The organism is Polyangium jinanense, assembly GCF_028435365.1.
In genome coordinates, this window is sequence record NZ_JAGTJJ010000052.1 from 14,476 (window position 1) to 34,099 (window position 19,624).

The following is a 19,624-nucleotide window of genomic DNA, read 5'->3' on the forward strand; positions in this document are numbered from 1 at the left end:
CGAGCGAGCCATGGCATGCGTCCCGCGGCGGGCGTTCCTCAACGCGCATAACGCGTGAGGATGACGGTGCTGCCGTCGCGCCGCGCGCGACCGCGTTCGTCGTCGCACCACCCGAAGAGCACCGCATCGGGGCCCAGCCCGAAGCTCCCTGGGCAAGGCGCCTGTGTGGCGAAGCGTATTTTCCCATCGGCGGCGAAGCCTGCAATGAATTGCCCGCCCGTCAGGGTGAAGGCGTCGAGCGGCGCATCGCCCACCGTCGAGCCGGTGATGGAGACGAACCCCGAAGGGTCGAGCACCATATCGTGCACGGAGATGTGTTTGTCGCGCGCCTGGGGATTTTTGGGGTCGCTCAGCGTGCGGTCGAAGACCAGCGCGCCTCGAGCATTGAAGCACTGCAGCGCGAGACGTGACGATGGCTGGCCCGCGTAACCGGGTCCGGTGAGCGGTGGGTCCCAGGCGAGCGCACATACGCGGTTGCCCGACGCGGCAAGCTTGGTCGCACTGACCAAAAGCGGTCGGCTGGAGGCGACCTTCCCGTCGGCGTCGACGCGGACGAGGTGCGGACCGGCGTCGAGGGGGGCGCCGAAGAGCGTCATCGGGGCGGCCGCGTCGGGCGCGAGCACGATCGAGCCATCGGACAGGAAGGCGTGCGCCGGGAATCGGTTGAAATCGGTCTTCGTGCTCCAGACGTGCCTGCCGTCGCGTCCGAATCGGGCGAGAAACCACGTGTACGACGTGCTGTTCCGGGAGAAGGGGCTCGTGAGGGGCCCGCCGCCGAAATCGACGGTCTCCTGCATTCCGCCGGTCAGGGTGACCTCGCCGCGCGCATCGATACCGAGGTTGTCCGGCACCACGCTGCCGTCGAATGCGAGTTTCCAGTCCATCCGGCCGTCGGGGAAGAGGCGCAGGACGAAGCCGCCTTGATCGGTTTTGCCCTGCGCGCGCCCCGCGGTGAACATGCCGGCGAGCACGAGCCCTCCTGCCGCGTCGACGGCGAGGGCGCGTACTTCGTGCGATGGCAGGTCGAGCGGCCGCGCCCAGAGCAAGGTGCCTTGACGTGAGACCTTTCCGACGAGCACGTCGAAAACATCCGTGGAGATGACACCCGTCGGGAGGTTTACCGAACCGGAGAGCGGATAGGTCCACAGCACATTGCCGTCCGCGTCCGCTGCGGCGTGCGACGGGGTGCCTATGGAGGCGTCGAACGACAGTGTCCATAACTGCGTCCCAGGCTTCACCTCCGCCCGACTCACGCTCGCGTCCGAGGCCGCTTGCGAGGAGACGGGCGGCGATATCGTGATGGTCGGCGAGCCGGCAGAGCGGGCGCTGCACGCCGAGATTGTACCCAGGCCGAGCGCGAGGAGCGCCTTCAGCACTTGTCGTGGAAATGCAGCGTCAGCCGGAACGTCGGCGACGTGCCCTCCGGCGCGTGCAGCTTCCACATCGGGAGCTTTCGCACGAGGCAGCGCCACACGACCTCCGGCTCGTTTTCCACCGTGTTGTCGACCTGATCCAATCGCATGACCTTCCCGTCGGGCGCGAGCGTGACCGCCACCGTCACCGAGCCGACACGTGTACTCGAGCAGCCCTGCTTGTAGATGACCTCCAGGCAGCTCAGCGATTGATTCGTGGTTTCGGCTTCGCGGATCCACGCCTCCGGGTAGGGCGGCGGCTCGGCAGGCGGCGGTACGCTCGAAGCCGGAGCCTCGGCGGAGGGGGCGGGAGGCTCGGCAAGAGCCATGGCCGTCGCAATCGGGACGGCCGGCGGGGGCGAGGCTGGCGCGGGCGGCGCGCCATTACAAGCGGTGCAGGCGACGAACAACGCGGCGAGTGGCAGGCGGGCGTCGAGTGGCACGGGAATGGATCGTCCATGCCAGAGGGCCTCGCGTGCGGTCAAGGACAATCGCGGCGTCCGACGAGGTCGATGGTGAGAGCGTCGGTTTGTCCACGGAAGCGGCAGCGCATTCATCGCTTCTTCCGCGCGCGCTCGGGCAGGCGAAGCTGCGCGCGCGGCGTGAACAGGAGGCGCCTGGCAAATCCCCCCGCGAGCACGCCGGATACCGCAGCCACGGCGACGAGCTGATACAGAATCACGATCTGGTAGCGCACCGCCTGTTCGGGCGCCGTGCCGCTCACGATCTGACCGGTCATCATCCCCGGCAGCGCGACGAGCCCGACCGTGAGCAGGCCATTGATGGTGGGGATCATCGCGGCGCGCACCGAGGCCCGCACGTGTCGGGCGAGAGCCTGCTCGGGCGTCGCCCCGAGCGCGAGGAGCTGCTCGATCTCGTCCGCGTGCGCATGCGCAGCGGCGAAGATGCGCTCGAAGACCAGCGCCACGACGTTCATGGCGCTCGCGATCATCATGCCGCTGATGGGTACGAGGTACCTCGCCTCGTAGCTCGGGTGCAAAGGCACCACGAACAGGAAAACCGGCACCAGCGCCACCACGGAGCCGAGCACGATGGCCGCGAGCGCATAAGGAAACAACGTGCGCGCCGAGGGCCCGTGCTCCACGCGCCGCGCGCTCGTCGCCGCCGCGACCCCGACCATCACCGAGAGGGCCAGCGCCACCCACGCGGGCCGCTCGTGCTCGAAGAGCAGGAGCAGCACGTGGCCGATGGCCAGGAGCTGCACCGCGCCGCGCAGCGCGCCCCAGGCGAGATCACGCTCGAGGTCGAGCCGCTTCCAGCGCGAGGCGAGGATCGAAAGCGCGACGAGACCAAGCGTCATCGCGAGCCGCGGAAGCGGGATCTCGAGGTAACTCACGGTCCCTCCGCGCCGGCAAGGAGCTTCCCTGCGCGAAAGACGTAGCGCCTGCCCGCAAGCGCCTCTGCGTGCGCCGCGATGTGCGTGACCATCACCACGCTGCGCCCCGCGGTCGCCAGGCTGCGGACGAGATCGATCACTTGCAGGGCCGTCTCCGGATCGAGCGCGGCGGTGGGCTCGTCGAGGAGCAACACCTTCGGTTCGTTGGCGAGCGCGCGCGCGAGCGCGACGCGCTGGCGTTCTCCGCCCGAGAGCTCGTCCGCGCCGCGCGCGAGAAACGCCTCGTCGAGCCCCACCGCCCGCAAGAGCTCGATCTGCCGCTCGGGCGCGAGGGTCTCGCCGCGAAGCGCCGGCCCGGCAGCCACGTTGTCCGCCACGCTGCCAGGCAGCATCGGCGGCGCCTGGGGCAGATAGGCGACACGCGTCCGGAAGAGCGTCGGAGGCAGCGTGATCGCATCGACCCCGTCGAGCAGCACGTGCCCACCATCGATCGGGATCAGCGTAGCCATCGCCCGCAAAAACGTGCTCTTCCCGCTGCCGGAGGCGCCTGTGATCGCGACCTTCTCGCCGAACGAGACCACGAGGCTCGCGCCGTCGACGAGGGTGCGTCCTTCGCGGATCACGCGGATGTCGCGGGCTTCGATGGCAGAGGGCATGAGGCGTCCCTCTGCTCGTCTAGCCTCGGGGGTGGACGCGCGCCAGGCGGGCGTCGGTCAAGCGCGGCGGAGCCCGGTCGCGCTCGCGAGCAGCATCTCGCGCACGGATTGGGCGCGGTCGCGCGAGACGGGAACGCTCACGCCCCGCCGCTCGGGACCAATGCCCAAGCCGACGAAGATCCGTGTTTCGCCTCCCTCGCGCTCGAGCTCCTTGATGTAGGCCGCATTCACGAGCCAGTTCCTGTGGACACGCGTGAGCGCTCGCCCGAAGGACGCTTCGATCGAGGACAACGACAGGTCGAGGTCGAACGTGCCATGCGGCGTATGCACGGAGGTGAGTCGATCGGCCGCTTCGAATGCCCAGGCCTCATTGGGTTCGAGGAACACGAGGCTCTTGCCCCGACGCGCGACGATGCGCAGCGGGCTCGAAGGCGGTGAGGGGCGCTTCCGGACGTGGAGGCGACGCAGACATTGATCGACGCGCTCTTGTGTGAATGGCTTCAGCAGGTAATCGTCGACGCCGAGCTCGAAGGCCTCGATCGCGTGCTCTTTGAATGCCGTCGCCAGCACGAACATCGGCCTCCGCGCGTGATGCACCGAGGTGCGCACCAGATCGAGCCCCGTCTCGTCGTCGCTCCCGCCGAGCGCGATATCCACGAAGACGGCGTCGATCTCGAGCCCGCCGGCCGCGAGCTGCAGCGCCTGTCGGGCTTCGGCGAGGCTCGCGACGGCGCCGACGACCTCGGCGAGCTGCGACGCTTCGATCAGCTCGACGAGGTAATTGCGGGCGGGCCACTCGTCCTCGACGACGAGAGCACGGAGCCGATACGAATCACCTGCCGCAGGAATCTCGTTCATCATGCCATCTCCGGGATGGCTCGGGTCGCGGGCCGCGGCGGCGTCGTGACGCAGGGGAGCTCGACGATGCATCGTGTCCCGTCGGGCGAAGAATCAATTTGCAAGCCCGCGTCCGTGTACTTGAGCTCGAGGCGCCGGCGCACCGCGTGCAGGCCAAACGCCCCCGAGCGTAGCGGCTTCGCCGGCATACCCGGACCATTGTCCTCGACCGTGCAGACGAGGCGCCTCGGGGCCCCGTCCCCGGTCTCCCGAAGCGTCGCGCGCACCACGACCTGCCCGCCTCCATGTCGGCGCAAGGCGCCGTGCTTCACGGCATTCTCCACCAGCGGTTGCAGGAGCAGCCGGGGCATGAGGACCTGGGCGGCCCGATCCGCGATGTCCCACTGGAAGCGCAGCGTCCCTCTGTGGCGTGATTCGAGGATTTCGGCATAACGGCGGAGCCAGGCGATCTCCTCCCCCAGCGTCTGCATCTCGTCGGCGTCGTGCAGCGCGTCGCGCAAGAGGTCGCCCAGGCAAGCGAGCAGGCGGCGGGCCTCGCCGGGATCCTGCGTGACGAGGCCCGCGATGGCGTTGAGGGTGTTCAGCAGGAAATGAGGCTCGAGCTGCGCGCGCAGCCGGGCGAGCTCGCCCGCCGTTCGCAGCCTGTCGGCTTCGAGCTTGAGCTTTTCGGCTTCGAGCGCGCGCCGCCGGGCGTCCTCCGTGGCGTAGGGGTACATGAACGCCAGCGCCCAGATGGCGCACATGAAGAGGCCGAAGGTGACGCCGAACCGGATGGCGATCGCGTACGTCACGGGGCGCCCGGGGGGCGGCGGGACGTGCAGCAACGTCCGCACGGCCCAGGTGCCCATGACGAGCACGATGCCGGCGATGGAGGCGACGGCGAGGCTGACGAGCAGGGTCTGCGCCGAGCCGAGGCGCCGGCGCGTGGCCCAGTGGAAGACCGCCGAGAGCGTGAGCAGGAGCGCGGGCACGCAAACGAGCAAAAACGGCAGGTTGGTGTTGTCTCGTTGTCGGTCGGAGGGCGTGAACGGGAAAAAGAGGATGGCCAGGACGACGGCCGTCGTCGCCACGAAGCGCTTCCAGCCGAAGAAATGCGCATCCAGGGGTGAGGCGCCCACGGAGGGCGCGCCTCTGGACAGCTCGGGCATAGGGACGCTCATACCCGAGCGTTTTACCGTACGACCGGTCGACGCGGACATCCCGATCGGACGAATGGCCATGATCGACGGACGAGCCGTGCCCTGACGGCGACCAGGCGCGAAGGACGAGCAAGACTCGCCTCAGCGCGCGTCCTCGGCCGCCTCCCTCGTCCACATCGACGCGAAACGGGGATCCCCGGGCGGCGTGCCGTCGTCCTCTTCGCCCTCTGGCCATTCCCACGGCGGAAACGGATCCTCGAATTGTTGCAAGCCCTCGGGGCCGAGCGCCATTTCCTCGTCCGAGAGCAGACAAGCCTCGAGCCGCGCCCGTAGCCCCTCGCGCTCCGCGGTCCCGATGATGACGATCTCTTGCCGCCGCCCCGAAACCTCGTCCTCGGGCCCATCGTCCGTCGATTCGGCCAACCATTTCCCCACGGCGCCGAACCGGTATGCGCCGCCCGCCTGGGACCATTCCACCACCCATTCGGGCCGCGTCGCGAGCCAGAAGAAGCCCTTCGATCGAATCACGCCCGGCCACTCCTCGTGGATGAGCGTGTAAAGACGCGCGGGATGGAAGGGGCGCCTGTCACGGAAGACAAAACTTCCGAGCCCGTACGCCTCCGTCTCCGGCACGTGCTCGCCGCGCATCTCGGCCATCCAGCCCGGCGCCTCTCGAGCCTTTTCCATATCGAAGAGCCCCGTGCCCATGATCGTATCGATCGGCACCTTGCCGAACGTCGCCGATACGATCCGCGCCCGCGGGTTCAGCCTGTGCACCGTGGCCTCGAGCAACCCGAGCTCCTCCGGCGAAACGAGGTCCACCTTGTTCAGGACGATGATGTCGCAGAACTCCACCTGATCGACGAGCAGATCAACGACGCTCCGATCGTCCTCCGCGGACGCCGCGACACCCCGCTCCGCGAGGTCCTCGGCGGCGGCGAAGTCCTTCGAGAAATTGTATGCGTCGACCACGGTCACCATCGTGTCGAGCCGCGCCACGTCCGAGAGCCGCGCGCCCGCGTCGTCCTCGAAGCCGAAGGTCTCGGCCACGGGAAGAGGCTCGCTGATCCCCGTCGACTCGATGAGCAAGTAATCGAAGCGCCCCTCGCGTGCGAGCTTTTGCACTTCGAGCAGGAGGTCCTCGCGCAGCGTGCAGCAGATGCAGCCGTTCGTCATCTCGACGAGCCGCTCCTCGGTGCGGCTCAGCGCGGCGCCGCCGCCCCGGACGAGCTCGGCGTCGATGTTCACCTCGCTCATGTCGTTCACGATCACCGCGACCCGCTTGCCCTCACGGTTTCCGAGCACGTGGTTGAGGAGCGTCGTCTTTCCGGCGCCGAGGAAGCCGGAGAGCACGGTGACGGGGAGCCTGCGATCGCTCATTTCGCGCCGCCCTTGGAGATCTTCGCCTCGGTGAAGAGGACGTGCTTGCGAGCGATCGGATCGTACTTCTTGATCTGGAGCTTCTCGGTCGTCGTCCGCTTGTTTTTCGTCGTGTAGTAGCAGTACCCGGTGCCCGCCGACGAGACGAGCCTGATCGTGTCGCGCATGGGCTTCCTGCTACCTCATCTCCAAGTCAGTTGCAACTTTGTTGCATCAGTCATGAGTCCACGTGCTCCTGGAGCATCGCGAGACCTACTCGCCGCGCTTCCTGAGCAACTGTAACTGGAATTCTAGTGCAGTTTGCCGTGCACCATCGGGACGATGGCACGGATTACGGTGCGAGCTGATATCGCGCGACCCCGATGGACGGTACACGCTTCTCGCCGAAACCAGCCTCGGCGATGGTGCCGGAAACCCAGACCGCGTCGGCCATCACGGCTGCGCCAGTGACACCGATGGCGCCCACGCCGCCGCCGAGCGCGCGCAAAGTTCCGTCTCGGTAGACGAGGACGCCCCGGCCTGAGTCGTCGTCGAGCTCGGCCGTGCCCGCGAGGATCAAGCCGCCATCGATGGCAAGGATCGCGTTGAACGAGAAGTACGTCTGCGGGGTCAAACCCGCCTCGGGCGTCGCGAGCTCGCGCCACGAGGTTCCGTCGAACGCGCCGAGCAGGTACGCGCCATTGCCCTCTTCGTAGGTGCTGACGTAGACGGTGGTCCCGTCGCGCTCGAACGCGAGCACCTGTCCGGGCAAACCGTCGCCGAGAGGTGACCAGGCCTCGCCGTCCCAGCGCGCAATCCGCGACGCCTCGACTGCGCCGACCTTGGCGAAATTGCCGGTGACGATGATGTCGTTCGCAGCAGCGACGCCGAGGTGGTGCACGGGGCCGTCGAAGCCCTGCTCGACAAGGGTCAGCTTGTCGCCGTCGAGGCGCGCGAGGTAGCCGCTCGTTCCTCCGCCCGCGATCCAGAGCACGCCGTCGGGCGCCCACGCGAGCCCCCAGACCGGATCGAGTCCCTCGACGGCGACCTGGACGAGCGTATTGCCTTCACGCAAAAGGACGCGCCCGAAAGGTCCTCCGTTTGGCGGGAAAACCACACAGCCGACCGCGACCTGTCCTTCGGCGCCGACGTCGAGCGCCGGACACCAGACATCCCCGTCCGAGGGTAAGGAATCGTCGAGGACGTCCCAGCCTTCGCCATTGAAATGGACGACGTGCGTCGTGACGGGCGCGCCGGCGACATGGGTGAACGAGCCGACGCCATAGACCTCGCACGTCTCGCCGCCGGCCGCGATGAGCTCGAGCGAGCCGCCGATCCCGATTCCGCTCTTGCCCTGGGCAACCCAGCCGCTGCCGTCGTGCACGGCGAGCGATTGCGAGAGCACGCCGTCGATGCCGGGGAACAAGCCGCCCGCGAACAGCCGCTGCCCGTCGTGAGCGAGCCTCTGCTGAGGCACGTCCCAGATCGCCGTCGGACCTTCGTCGCCGCAGATCATCGGCTGGTACCAGGGCGCGACGACACCCCGGGTGCCCTCGTCCAGCGATTGCCAGGCATTGCCGTTCCAGCGAACGACACCATGCGAGGGAATGGCGCCGGGTTCGCCCGGGGTGCCGCCCGCGGTCGTGAAGCAGCCGGTGGCATCGACGATCTCACCGTGCGCGACGAGGTCGGTCACGACGCCGCGCGTCTGGTGCTGCGCGAGCCCCCCGCCCAGCGTCTGCCATTCCGTGCCGCTCCACCGGGCCATGCCGCTCGCTTTCATGAAGTCACCGAAAACGCCACCGGCGTAGAGGGCTCCACTCGGCGTGCGCGCGAGCGCGTAGATGATCTGGGCGTCGGCGAAATCGAGCGGCGTCCACGCGGCGCCGTCGTACGACGCGATGTTCGCCACCGGGATCCCTCCGACCTCGGTGAACGTGCCGCCGACGAAGAGCGTATCGCCGTCGACGAGGAGTTCGTACGCGGAGCCTTGCAGCGCGCCGCCCGGCGCCGCGCTCCAGCTCGTTCCGTCCCACGTCGCGAGGCCCTCGATCGGGGTCGCGCCGTCGAGCTGGAACAGGCCCGCCGCCCAGAGGCGTCCGGCGAACCAGGCGAGGCTACGAACCTGGCCCTTGAACGCGCCGATCGATTGCAAGCCGGAGCCGTCGTCGAGCCAGATCTCGCCGTCGCGCTCGTCAAACGTGTCGTTCGTGGCGAGCGCGAGATCGCCGCTTTCTCCGATTGCGATCGCCGAGAATCCGTCGAGTGGGGCAGGGAGCTCCCAGGTGGTCCGCGCAGGCTCCCACGCCCCGTCGCGAAAACGCATCAGCGGCGGCACCGCCTTGCCCTCGTGCCACTGGAATCGACCTGCCGCGATCAGCGAGCCGTCCGGCTCGCGCGCGAAATCGTGGACGGCCGGCGCAAAGCCATCGTGACCGGTCAGCCCGGCAATGGTGAAGCGGCGATCCCAGTCGCCGGCGTCGAGATTCGCCGCGCGGACGACCCCTCCACAACGAGCCGGACCGGGGCCCGAGCCGCCGCCGCCGGCTCCGCCGCTGATTCCATCGTTCGGACCGTCGCTGCAGGCGGCCGCGGTGCACAGAAAAAAGAGGAAGGATGAGGCACGGATGAAGCTCATGCCTTCGAGCTTACGTGCTTCTCCGTTGCCTGCCAGCGCAGGAATGCATGAACCCGACATTAAAATTTGTAATTCGGACTCCCGCGCATCATTCGCCCGAACTTGCACATCCGTCCCTGGCGGCTATCATGGCTCCTTATCCTTGCATTCTTGGAATTCTGCCCACAAGCACCTGGGAAAGGGTTGGTTGTGACACGACATAGCTTTGTTCTTGGCGCGGCCCTCTTCGCGGCCGCGTTCGTCGGCGCGTGCAGCACCGACGATGTCCTCCCCGGCGACGGCAATGAAAGCACGGCGAGCGGGCCGGGCAGCGGAGGGATGCCGCTGTCTCTCGCCAACCAGGGGGCTGCGGGGGACTGGTGCCCCGGGAACACGACGCCTCAGCTCGCCGTGATCATCGGCACGGACAGCGACTGCAGCACCGCGCCCGGACCCGAGCCGCAGATCAATTTTGCGGCGTCCTCCGCGGGGACGAGCACGCTCGCGGCCGGTCAATCCTGGAGCTACGGCGAGAACAACCCCAACGCGAATTTGGCGGCCAACTGGTTCGCGGACGGCATCAGCGGCAACCATGAGCCCGCGAAGAGCGCCTCGCTCGAGGTTCTATCGGTCGAGGGCACCACAGCAAAGTTTCGGTACGCATTCGTCACCCAGGCGGGCCAGCCCTACGCGGGCGAGGCGACGGTGACAGTCTGTGCCGTCGACCCCCCCTGCATGTAAGCCCGGCGCACCGCGGCGCATCGCCCCCCGGTGGTTATTTTGACCGCATGCGCGTCGGCATCGACGTAGGCGGCACCCATACCGACGCCGTGCTCATGCACGAGCGCCACATGCTCGGCTGGGTCAAGCGGCCGACGAGCGCGGACGTCGCCTCGGGCGTCGAGGACGCGCTCGCCGCCCTCCTCGCCGAGACCGGCGTCGACCGAGGCGCCATCAGCGCCGTCATGCTCGGCACGACCCAGCTCACCAATGCGGTGATCGAACGCCGCGGCCTGGCCCGCACCGCCGCCGTGCGCCTTTGCCTGCCAGCAGGGCAATCCATCCTCCCTTTCGCAGACTGGCCCGACGACCTGCGGGACGTTGTCTCGGGCGGCGTGCACCTCCTCGCGGGCGGCCACGAATACGACGGCCGGGAGATCGCCCCGCTCGACGACCACGAGGTGGACGAGACGATCGCGCGCCTCGCCGCCGCGGACGTCGAGGCCGTCGCCCTTGCGGGCATCTTCTCCCCAGCCAACCCCGCGCACGAGGAGGCCGTCGCGGAGCGCGTGCGCGCGGCGTTGCCTCACGTAGCGGTCACTCTCTCCCACGAGATCGGCCAGGTTGGCCTGCTCGATCGCGAGAACGCCGCGCTGCTCAACGCCTGCCTCCTCCCGCTCGCGGCACGCGTCGTGGGCAGCCTCGAGCGCGCCGTCGCCGCGCATGGGCTCGCTGCGCGCGTCTACCTGACCCAGAACGACGGCACGCTCCTCCGCGCCGAGCTGGCGAGGCGCCACCCCGTGCGCACCTTCGCCTCGGGCCCGGTGAACTCCATGCGGGGCGCCGCCTTCTTGGCGAACATGGGCGACGCCGTGGTCATCGACGTGGGTGGCACCTCGACCGACGTCGGCATGCTGGTCCGCGGTTTCCCCCGCGAGGCGCCGGCCGGGGCGCGGCTCGGTGGCGTGCGCGTCAACTTCCGGATGCCGGACCTCGCGTCGCTCGCCCTCGGCGGCGGCAGCGTGGTGGAGGCGCGCGCCGGCGATCTGCGCATCGGCCCCCGCAGCGTCGGCCACGCGCTCGAAGCGTGCGCCCTCGCCTTCGGCGGCGACACCTTGACCCTCACCGACATCGGCCTCGCCGCCGGGCTCTTCAGCCCTGCCGCGTTCGCGCGCGGCGGGCCCCACCTCGCCGGCTCCACAGCCGAGCTTCGCCCCGAGCGCGTCGCCGGCCTTCCGCGCGACCTCCTCGCCGCGGTCACCGCCCGCGTGCGCGCCCTCCTCGAGCAGGCCGTGGACGCGTGCAAGACCAGCCCGGAGCCGGTGCCCGTCATCGTGGTGGGCGGCGCGGCTGGCCTCGTGCCCGACGCGCTCGCGGGCACGTCGTCGGTGCTGCGACCGGCAGCCGGCGGCGTGGCCAACGCCATCGGGGCCGCCATCGCGCAGGCCTCGGGCGAGGTCGACCGCATCTTTCCCCTGGAGCGTCGCAGCAGGGACGAGACCCTTTCGCGTGCCCGCGCCGAGGCGATCGAGCGCGCTCGCGTGGCCGGCGCACGCCCTGACTCCATCGAGATCGTCGAGGTGGACGAGGTGCCGCTCACCTACCTGCCTGGCAACGCCGTGCGGGTGCGGGTGAAGGCTGCCGGCGATCTGGCGGAGGTGGCCGGGTGACCGACGCGCTTCGTGGGCTCGACGAGGAGCGTCTCGAGGATCTCGTCCTCGGCGCGGGCGTGCTTGGCGCGGGCGGCGGCGGCAATCCCTACCATGGCCGCCTCACCCTTCTGCCCTACCTGCGCGCGGGCCGCTGCCCGCCCGTGGTCGCGCCCGAGGAGGTGCCGGACGACGCGCTGGTCGCCTCGGTCGGCGGCATGGGCGCGCCGACCATCGGGCTCGAGCGGCTGCCACGCGGTGACGAGGAGCTCGTCGCCCTGCGGGCCCTCGAGGCGCACCTCGGCCGCACCGTGGACTACCTGATCCCGGCCGAGATCGGCGGAAGCAATGCCGTCGCGCCGTTTGTCACGGCCGCCCAGGCGGGCCTGCCCGTGATCGACGCCGACGGCATGGGCCGAGCCTTCCCCGAGCTCCAGCATTGCACGTTCACCATCTACGGCGTGCCCTGCACGCCCGCAGCCATCGTGGACATCCGACACCACACCGCCCTCTTCACGCGCGTCGACGACCCCGTCTCACTCGAGCGCCTCGCGCGCGCGCTCACCGTGCAGATGGGTGGCGCTGCCGGGTTTGCCTTCCCGGTGATGCGTGGCGCCGACATGAAGCGGACGGCGGTGCGCGGCACCTTGAGCTTGGCGGCCGCTGTCGGGGCGGCCGTGCGCGAGGCGCGCCGGCGCCACGCCGACCCCATCGCCGCATTGCTCCACGTCACCGGCGGCCAGGCGCTCTTCCATGGGAAATTGCACGACGTGGAGCGCCGATTCGAGGGCGGCTTCGCGCGCGGGCGGCTCACCCTGGAGGGCCTCGAGGAGAGCCGGGACGAGCGCCTCGAGATCGAACTGCAGAACGAGTACCTGATTGCCCGGCGTGGCGGCGAGGTCGTCGCTTCGGTGCCCGACCTCCTCTGCCTCGTGGATCGGCTCACCGCGGAGCCTGTAACCACCGAGATCGCGCGTTATGGATTGCGCGTTTTGGTGCTTGGGATCCCTGCGCCCCGCCTGCTGCGCACGCCCGAGGCCCTGCGCTTCGTCGGCCCTCGGGCGTTCGGCTATGACGTGGACTACCGGCCCCTGCCGGGCGTCTACGGCGCCGACCGCTGACGCGCGCCTCTCGTTATGGGTGTTTGTCGACGCCGAGCGCGGCGATGACGGGCAGCAGCATTCCGCCCCTCGGCAATCTGGGAACGTCGGTGCTACGCTCGGCGCCCGTGCGATCCCTCTTTGTCACAGTCCTCCTCGCTGCCATCGGCTGTAACTCGCCGGATCTTTCGCCGAAGGCTCCCGTGGCGAAGCAACCCGCGCCGGTCGCGGTGCAACCTGCCGCGGCGCAACCTGCTGCGGCGCAACCGGCCGCGGCGCAACCGGCCGCGGCGCAAAGGCTCTCCGCAGATACGCCGAGCAAGACGGCCGCCGGCCATACGTTCATCGCGCCGGCGGGCTGGTCGCTGCGCGAAAATGGCAATGCGAGGATCCTCGAAGCCCCCGAGGGCGGCTCGTGGATTGCGCTGGTCGACGTCCAGGCGAAGGACGCCGAGGCCGCGCTCGCCGAGGCGTGGACCGCGTATCGGCCGGATGCGAAATGGCCGCTCAGGTCGACCTGGCCCACGCCGAACAAAGATGGCTGGCAGGAACAGCGCACGTACACGTACCAGACCTCGCCGAACGAGCTTCGTACGGTCACCGCGCGGACGATGCGGCACGGCGATCAGTGGACCGTGCGGATCTCCGACATGGCGAATTCGGTCGCCGGGAAACGCGAGGCGCAGATCGCGCTGGTGCTCGACCAGCTCTTGCCGAAAGGCTACGTGCGCGAAACCTTCGCGGGGCGCAAAGCGCATAAGCTCGACGCCGCGCGGGTCGCCGAGCTCGAGGCGTTCATCACCCGTGCCCAGCAGACGCTCTCCGTCCCCGGCATTTCGATCGGCGTGGTGCAAGACGGCCAGGTCGTGTTCGCCGGCGGGTTCGGCGTCCGCGAGCTCGGGAAGCAGGCCTTGGTTGACGCGGACACGACGTACCTCATCGCGTCGAACACCAAGTCGCTCACCACGCTGATGCTCGGGAAGCTGGTCGACGAGGGCAAACTGAGCTGGGACACCCCGGTCACCACGCTCTTGCCGGCGTTCAAGCTCGGTGACCCCGACACGACGAGCAAGGTCCAGGTCAAGCACCTCTTGTGCGCGTGCACCGGGCTGCCGCGCCACGATCTCGAGTGGTTGCTCGGGCCCGCGGGCGCGACGCCGGCGCTCGCGCTCACGATCCTCGGCAGGATGCAGCCGACGAGCAAGTTCGGCGAGATGTACCAGTATTCGAACCCCATTGCCGCGGCGGCGGGGCTGGTCGGTGGCCACGTGGCCTTTCCCGAGCTCGAGCTCGGCGCCGCCTACGACAAGGTGATGGCGACGCGCGTATTCGGGCCGCTCGGCATGACGCGGACGACGTTCGACTTCGCGCGCGCGATGCGCGACAACTACGCGCGGCCGTACGCGTTCGACGTCGACGGCAAGATCGCGCCGGTCCCAATGGCGCAGAATTACCCGATCCGCGCGGTGCGCCCTGCCGGCGGGGCGTGGAGCACCGTCCGGGACCTCCTCAAATACGTGCAAATGGAGCTCGCCAAGGGCGTGCTGCCCGGCGGCAAGCGTTACGTCTCCGAGGCGATCCTGGCTGCGCGGCAGGCTCCGCAGGTCAAGACCGGTAAGGACTCGTGGTACGGAATGGGGCTCGACGTCGATACCTCGTCGGGAACGCCGATGGTGTTCCATGGCGGCCGGATGCGCGGCTACCGGAGCAACATGGTATGGCTGCCGGAGCACGGGGTCGGGGCGGTGATTCTCACGAACGCGGATTCTGGCAATGTGCTGATGGATGCATTCCCGCGCAAGCTGCTCGAGGTATTGTTCGATGGCAGGCCCGAGGCAGACGACACGGTCGTGGTCTCCGCGAAAGCGTCGCAGGAATGGATCGCGGCCTCGCGCAAGCTCCTGAGCATCCCGCCGGATCAGGGCGAGGTCGAAAAGCTCGCGTCGCGTTATCGCAACGATGTGCTCGGCGAGATCCGCGTGACGAAGACCGGCGACGGCGCGACGTTCGATTTCGGCGCGTGGAAAGCGCCGATTGCGTCGCGCAGGAACCCCGACGGGACGATCACGTTCGTCGTGACGGCGCCGAGCTGGTCGCCCGAGCTCGTCGCCTCCGCGCAGGCGGGGCGTAGAACTTTGAAGATTCGCGACGCGCAGCACGAGTACGTGTTCACGGAGAGCGACTGACGCGACCACAAGAACATCACCATCAAGCGGTCGAATACTAACAAGGAGCAACGCCAGTTGGACCGGTGGCGGAAAGCGCGTGCGGTAGCGGCGGACTACGGGCGCGACGAGGGCTGGTTTGCAGAATGGCGAGGAACCCGCGTCGCCGAGCTGACCGACGCCCGCTTGGAGGACATGTTCTGGGTGTCCTATCGATTCACGCTCCTCACGGATCAGCCCGAAATTGTCCAGGCGATCGAGTCGAACGGCCCGTGGCACGCTTGCGAGGTGAAGTTCCGGACACGCGTGACGGACCTGCCCGCTCCGTACGCATTCGCGAGCCATGCGCCAAAAAACGGCCGGTTGACGGTGCGCGCGCTCTACGTGGACGTCGACCTCACGCTGATGGAGCGGGTCTTTGTCTTGCTTCTTCGCATGGGGATATTGTAACAGTCCAGTCGCATTTCATTGCTACCATTGGAATAAACAAGAGCGACCGTCGCTTCATGGCGCGCTTGTGCGGTGGAACTCATCCGTGCTAATGTGAGTTCGGGGGAGCAAGCAGGAAACGATGCTACTTTCTCCCCCCACGAGCGCCGCAGATACGGTCGCTCCCCCTCATGGCGCACCGCCCCAGGGGCGTGTGCATGGTGCGAATTCGAACCTGTCGGAGCGCTCGTTCGACGCCGCGGCCTATCGGCGCAAGCTCGATGCGTTCAACCATTCATACAATTATCGGATGGACCTCGATGCGTTGTTCCGTGTCGTGCGCGAGACGAGCTTCACGGCCATGCTGGACGTCGGGTGCGGGACCGGCTTCATGGTGCGCGAGACGAGGAAGCGCCACCCTGCGTGCCGCGTCGAGGGCATCGACCGTTTCGACTTCGACGGTGAGGGGTGCTCGGTAGCCGACGTCTGTAGCGTCGATTTTTCCTGGCAACGGCGCTACGATCTCCTGACGATGGTTCACGCGGTCAACCACCTCGTCGATCCCAAGCGGGCCATCGAAAACCTGAATGCGCGCCTGGAACCCGGCGGGCACCTCCTGATCGCGAACCCGAACCCTGCTTTCGTGAAAATCATCCGTACGCTCAACGCTCACGGTTATCTGGAGACGCGCGGCGGCGACGATACCGTGATCGCTTACCTGGGGGCTGCGGAAATCGATCGCATCGTCAACCGGTACGGTCTTCATCGCGTGCTACATCGCGAATATGGAGAAGCCATCCGGTGCACGGTGCACGGTGTCGACCTGGTCATTCGGGAGCGTGAGCTGCTCTTGTACCGGAAACGCGGATGAAAGGGGACCTGCAATGCGTCCGTTGCGAGTTGGTATCGTTGGATGCGGGCGAAACGGTCTCGCGCATGCCGAGTGCTACCGCCGTGAGGGACGAACCGTGCTCGCGGCGGTCTGCGACACGAACGAGGCCCGCCGCGAGGAAGCGATCGCCCGGCTGGGGCATGAGCCCGCGGGTTATGCGCGGATCGAGGACATGCTCGCACGGGAGTCTCTCGACATCGTTTCCGTAAACACCGATGATGCGCGTCACGCAGCCCCGTTTCTCGCTGCCCTCTCGGCAGGCTGCCATGTGTTCGTGGAAAAGCCGCTGGCAGACCGTCTCGAAGATTTGGACGCCATGGTCGATGCCGCGTTGGCGCGACCTGCGCAAAGGACGCTCGTGGGGCAAATCCTCCGGTTCCACCCCTTCTTCCGCGAGGTCCACAGGCTCTGCTCCGATGGGACGCTGGGGCGGACCTTCTACCTGGAAGCGGACTACATCCACTACCTCGCCCAGGACACCTCCCACGAGCAATTCAACGCTGCATTGGGCACGAACTGGCATCGCGAGCACGAGCAACCTGCCATCGGAGGGGGGGTCCACGCGTTCGATCTGTGCCGCTGGCTCAGCCGCAGCAATGCCGTCGAGGTCATGAGCTACGAGAACAAGCTGGCGGTGCCGCAGATGCGCAATGCGGATTGCCAGGTGTTCCTCGCGCGGATGGCGGATGGATCCCTGTGCAAGGTGGCAAGCGCATATGGGCCGATCGGTCCTCGACCTCCCGTGAGCCATCTCAGCGTCTATGGCACGCGCGGAACGATCCGGAGCACGGACATGTGGCTGGGCCGAGGAGCCGATGCGGCACATACATCTCTCAAGGACCTGACCAGGACAGGGTACTCGTATGACCTCGAAGTCGAGCACTTCGTGACGTCCATTCTGGAGGGCGTTGCGACCGTCTGTGAGGCCGTGGATGGGGCCAATAGCGCCGCGGCCTGCATCATCGCCGTGCAATCCGCGAACACGGGCCGCGCGATGGCGGTGCCACAGTACACACGATAGTCCGTCCGTGGCGCCGTCCCAGGGTCGCCCCTCTCCCCTACGTTGCGCTTGACAATCGGAGCGGAGCCTGCGTTTCTGTCCTTTGGCTAGGCTCGGGCCCCAAAGGCCTTCGAGGCACTCATGCGCAGGCGACAAGCTCTTCAGATCGCAGCAGCCGCAGCGTCGCTCCCGTGGACGGGGTGCGGTGGCAGTTCTCCGAATCCCGCGACGGGGCAAACGACCTCCCCGACAGCGGCTTCTGGCAAGAGCACCGCGCCAGCCTCAGAGCCGACCGCGCAGCCGAGCGCGACCACGGCGCCCGTCGAAGCGCCCCCGGAGCCCGCCACGAATACAACGCCGGAGCCCGCGGCGAAGCCGCCCGAGCCATCGTATGCGAGGGTGCTCTGCAGGGTGGGGAAGAACCACGGTCACGTCTTCGTGGTGACGCTGGCCGACGTCCTGGCCGGCGCGGAAAAAACCTATCAAATCGCCGGGACGGCGAAGCATCCGCACGAGGTGACGCTCACGGCGGACGATATGAAGACCCTTTTGCGGGGGGAGCTTCTGCGCGCCAAGAGCACCCAGGGCCTCACGCATACGCACCGCGTGCACGTGCGGTGCGCGCCCGCGGAGGATCCGCCGGAATGGGTGACCGCCTGCGCGGCCGAGTTCAGCGGGAAAGACGAGCACGAGGTCGTGATCACCGCCGCCGACATGGCCGCGGGCTCGGACAAGACCTACGACGTTCAAGGTCTCGCCGGGCACGCGCATACGCTGACCCTGACCGCAGCGGATTTTCAGAAGCTGAAGAAAGAAGGGGCGATCTCGATTCAGACCTCCAGGCTGGAGGAGGATGCCCACATGCACGTGGTGATCATCCGGTATCCGCCTCGGAAACGGGCGTAGAAGGCCGCGAATACGCCTGCGAAAGCGCGTTGAGATCGCGGTTTTCCAGTATGCGCCCGTCCGCGCCGTGCCTGGCCACCTGGAGCATTGCCCGCCCCACGTCTTCGGTGGTGATCACGTACTTCGGGGCCATGAGGCGCAACACGGGGAAAAACGGCCCCATGATGACGTAACCGACGCGATAGAGCCTCGTCTTGGAGACGATGCCGTGACGCGGCTGGATGTACCCCGGTCGGAACATGTAGCTCGCCTTGAAGGGCAATCGCAGCAGCGCATTCTCGGTCTTGCCCTTCACCCTGGCCCACATCCAAGGACCACGCTCGGTGCTGTCGGTGCCCGCGCCGGAGACATAGATGAACGTCAACCCGGGGTTTTTCCGGACGAGCGTCTCCGCCGCCGCCATGGTGAAATCGTACGTGATGTGGTGATAGTCGGCCTCCTTCATGCCCGACGCGGAGACCCCCAGGCAGAAGAAGCACGCGTCATATCCGGCGAGCTGGCTCTCGATGGCGGAGAAATCCGTGAAATCGTCATGGATGATCTCGCGCAGCTTTTCGTACCGCTGCCCCGTCGCACTGCGCACCACCGCGAGAACGCTCTCCACCCCGGGATCGAGCAGACACTCACGCAGCGCACCCAGCCCGACCATCCCCGTCGCACCGAAGAGAAGGACTTTCATATCTGTTGCCCTCGAACTATCGTGTCTTGTCGCGCGGCTTGCGCGGTCGGCTCGCCGGTGTTTTCTTGCCGGCCTCCTGCAACGGCATGCACATCACGCGCACCGCGATGTGCATGCTTTCGATGAATGCCTCGCGCGTCGCGGAGCCGTGCTTCAGGCCGCGCGCCGTGGCATACAGCGTCTCCGCGAGTTTTTGCCCGGTGATCCCCGCGGGCTTGTAGACGGCCAGAAGCCCGGCGGCGCGCAAGGCCTTGGCCACGGCCTCGACGAATTGCGCTTCATGCTCGCCGACCATGGGCCCGACGAGCTCCTTCGCGGCCGCTGCGAGGTCCGTGGCGTCGGGCCCGAGCGCGCCGACGAACCGGCCGACCCACACGTCGAACGCCGCGACCAGCCTCTTTTCCAGAGGCATCTCCGCGTCCGTGAGGACCGCCGTCGCGCCGGCGAGCGCGGTGACGAGGAGGTATTCCACCGACGCGCGAAACAGATCTTCCTTGGTGGCGAAATGCAGGTAGAGCCCCTGACGCGAGATAGCCGCGGCGCGCGCCACCTCGTCCATCGACGCCTTGCGGAAGCCGAATCGCGTGAACACCGTGAGCGCCGCATCCATCAGCTTGCGGCGGCGCGGGTCCTCCACGTACCTGTCGCTGGGGCTCGTCTCGTTCACGGTCTGGCAAAGTTGACAA

Annotated in this window: 19 protein-coding genes; 8 read left to right on the top strand and 11 right to left on the bottom strand. The window is 67.9% G+C overall.

Annotation, left to right across the window (positions count from 1 at the left end):
* Window positions 1-38 precede the first annotated feature (38 nt).
* The 9 genes from KEG57_RS43350 to KEG57_RS43390 all read right to left on the bottom strand — a co-directional run bounded on the left by KEG57_RS43350 (window position 39) and on the right by KEG57_RS43390 (window position 9,527).
* Window positions 39-1,376, bottom strand: coding sequence for a hypothetical protein (locus KEG57_RS43350; RefSeq protein WP_272426829.1), 1,338 nt, complete (start codon window positions 1,374-1,376; stop codon window positions 39-41).
* Window positions 1,370-1,855 (bottom strand): hypothetical protein, encoded by a 486-nt coding sequence (locus KEG57_RS43355; RefSeq protein ID WP_272426830.1) that lies wholly within the window; start codon window positions 1,853-1,855, stop codon window positions 1,370-1,372. The genes KEG57_RS43350 and KEG57_RS43355 overlap by 7 nt, the downstream gene beginning before the upstream one ends.
* 110 nt (window positions 1,856-1,965) lie before the next feature.
* Window positions 1,966-2,769 (bottom strand): ABC transporter permease, encoded by an 804-nt coding sequence (locus KEG57_RS43360; RefSeq protein ID WP_272426831.1) that lies wholly within the window; start codon window positions 2,767-2,769, stop codon window positions 1,966-1,968.
* Window positions 2,766-3,425 (bottom strand): ABC transporter ATP-binding protein, encoded by a 660-nt coding sequence (locus KEG57_RS43365; RefSeq protein ID WP_272426832.1) that lies wholly within the window; start codon window positions 3,423-3,425, stop codon window positions 2,766-2,768. The genes KEG57_RS43360 and KEG57_RS43365 overlap by 4 nt, the downstream gene beginning before the upstream one ends.
* A gap of 57 nt (window positions 3,426-3,482) precedes the next feature.
* Window positions 3,483-4,286, bottom strand: a complete 804-nt coding sequence (locus KEG57_RS43370; protein WP_272459606.1) for a LytR/AlgR family response regulator transcription factor — start codon at window positions 4,284-4,286, stop codon at window positions 3,483-3,485.
* Complete coding sequence (locus tag KEG57_RS55940; protein ID WP_272459607.1) at window positions 4,283-5,401, bottom strand: sensor histidine kinase; 1,119 nt, start codon at window positions 5,399-5,401, stop codon at window positions 4,283-4,285. Before KEG57_RS55940 ends, KEG57_RS43370 begins: the two co-directional genes overlap by 4 nt.
* Before the next feature lie 162 nt (window positions 5,402-5,563).
* A complete protein-coding gene (locus KEG57_RS43380; RefSeq protein WP_272426835.1) occupies window positions 5,564-6,802 on the bottom strand; it encodes a GTP-binding protein in 1,239 nt (412 codons plus the stop codon).
* Window positions 6,799-6,969 (bottom strand): 50S ribosomal protein L33, encoded by a 171-nt coding sequence (rpmG, locus tag KEG57_RS43385; RefSeq protein WP_272426836.1) that lies wholly within the window; start codon window positions 6,967-6,969, stop codon window positions 6,799-6,801. The genes KEG57_RS43380 and rpmG overlap by 4 nt, the downstream gene beginning before the upstream one ends.
* 164 nt (window positions 6,970-7,133) lie before the next feature.
* On the bottom strand, window positions 7,134-9,527 hold the full coding sequence (locus KEG57_RS43390; RefSeq protein WP_272426837.1) for a hypothetical protein: 2,394 nt from the start codon (window positions 9,525-9,527) through the stop codon (window positions 7,134-7,136).
* A gap of 81 nt (window positions 9,528-9,608) precedes the next feature.
* Here KEG57_RS43390 and KEG57_RS43395 point away from each other — a divergent pair, with 81 nt between their 5' ends.
* From KEG57_RS43395 to KEG57_RS43430, 8 genes are all read left to right on the top strand, one after another.
* Window positions 9,609-10,139, top strand: a complete 531-nt coding sequence (locus KEG57_RS43395; RefSeq protein WP_272426838.1) for a hypothetical protein — start codon at window positions 9,609-9,611, stop codon at window positions 10,137-10,139.
* A 47-nt stretch (window positions 10,140-10,186) separates the two neighbouring features.
* Entirely contained in the window at window positions 10,187-11,788 is a 1,602-nt protein-coding gene (locus KEG57_RS43400; protein ID WP_272426839.1) for a hydantoinase/oxoprolinase N-terminal domain-containing protein, read from the top strand.
* Window positions 11,785-12,888 (top strand): S-methyl thiohydantoin desulfurase family protein, encoded by a 1,104-nt coding sequence (locus KEG57_RS43405; RefSeq protein ID WP_272426840.1) that lies wholly within the window; start codon window positions 11,785-11,787, stop codon window positions 12,886-12,888. Before KEG57_RS43400 ends, KEG57_RS43405 begins: the two co-directional genes overlap by 4 nt.
* Before the next feature lie 107 nt (window positions 12,889-12,995).
* Complete coding sequence (locus KEG57_RS43410; protein ID WP_272426841.1) at window positions 12,996-15,053, top strand: serine hydrolase domain-containing protein; 2,058 nt, start codon at window positions 12,996-12,998, stop codon at window positions 15,051-15,053.
* Between the two features lie 174 nt (window positions 15,054-15,227).
* Window positions 15,228-15,482, top strand: coding sequence for a hypothetical protein (locus tag KEG57_RS43415; RefSeq protein ID WP_272426842.1), 255 nt, complete (start codon window positions 15,228-15,230; stop codon window positions 15,480-15,482).
* Between the two features lie 289 nt (window positions 15,483-15,771).
* On the top strand, window positions 15,772-16,332 hold the full coding sequence (locus KEG57_RS43420) for a class I SAM-dependent methyltransferase (RefSeq protein WP_272426843.1): 561 nt from the start codon (window positions 15,772-15,774) through the stop codon (window positions 16,330-16,332).
* Window positions 16,333-16,345: 13 nt separating this feature from the next.
* Window positions 16,346-17,374 carry a Gfo/Idh/MocA family protein gene (locus KEG57_RS43425; RefSeq protein ID WP_272426844.1) on the top strand — a complete coding sequence of 343 codons (1,029 nt, stop codon included), beginning with the start codon at window positions 16,346-16,348 and terminating at the stop codon, window positions 17,372-17,374.
* 390 nt (window positions 17,375-17,764) lie between these two features.
* On the top strand, window positions 17,765-18,259 hold the full coding sequence (locus tag KEG57_RS43430) for a hypothetical protein (protein ID WP_272426845.1): 495 nt from the start codon (window positions 17,765-17,767) through the stop codon (window positions 18,257-18,259).
* Here the strand turns inward: KEG57_RS43430 and KEG57_RS43435 are convergent.
* Both KEG57_RS43435 and KEG57_RS43440 read right to left on the bottom strand, forming a co-directional pair.
* The gene (locus KEG57_RS43435; protein WP_272426846.1) at window positions 18,228-18,938 is read right to left on the bottom strand and encodes an NAD(P)H-binding protein; all 711 of its coding nucleotides are present in this window, start codon (window positions 18,936-18,938) and stop codon (window positions 18,228-18,230) included. The genes KEG57_RS43430 and KEG57_RS43435 overlap by 32 nt on opposite strands.
* A gap of 16 nt (window positions 18,939-18,954) precedes the next feature.
* Window positions 18,955-19,605, bottom strand: a complete 651-nt coding sequence (locus KEG57_RS43440; RefSeq protein ID WP_272426847.1) for a TetR/AcrR family transcriptional regulator — start codon at window positions 19,603-19,605, stop codon at window positions 18,955-18,957.
* Window positions 19,606-19,624: the final 19 nt, after the last annotated feature.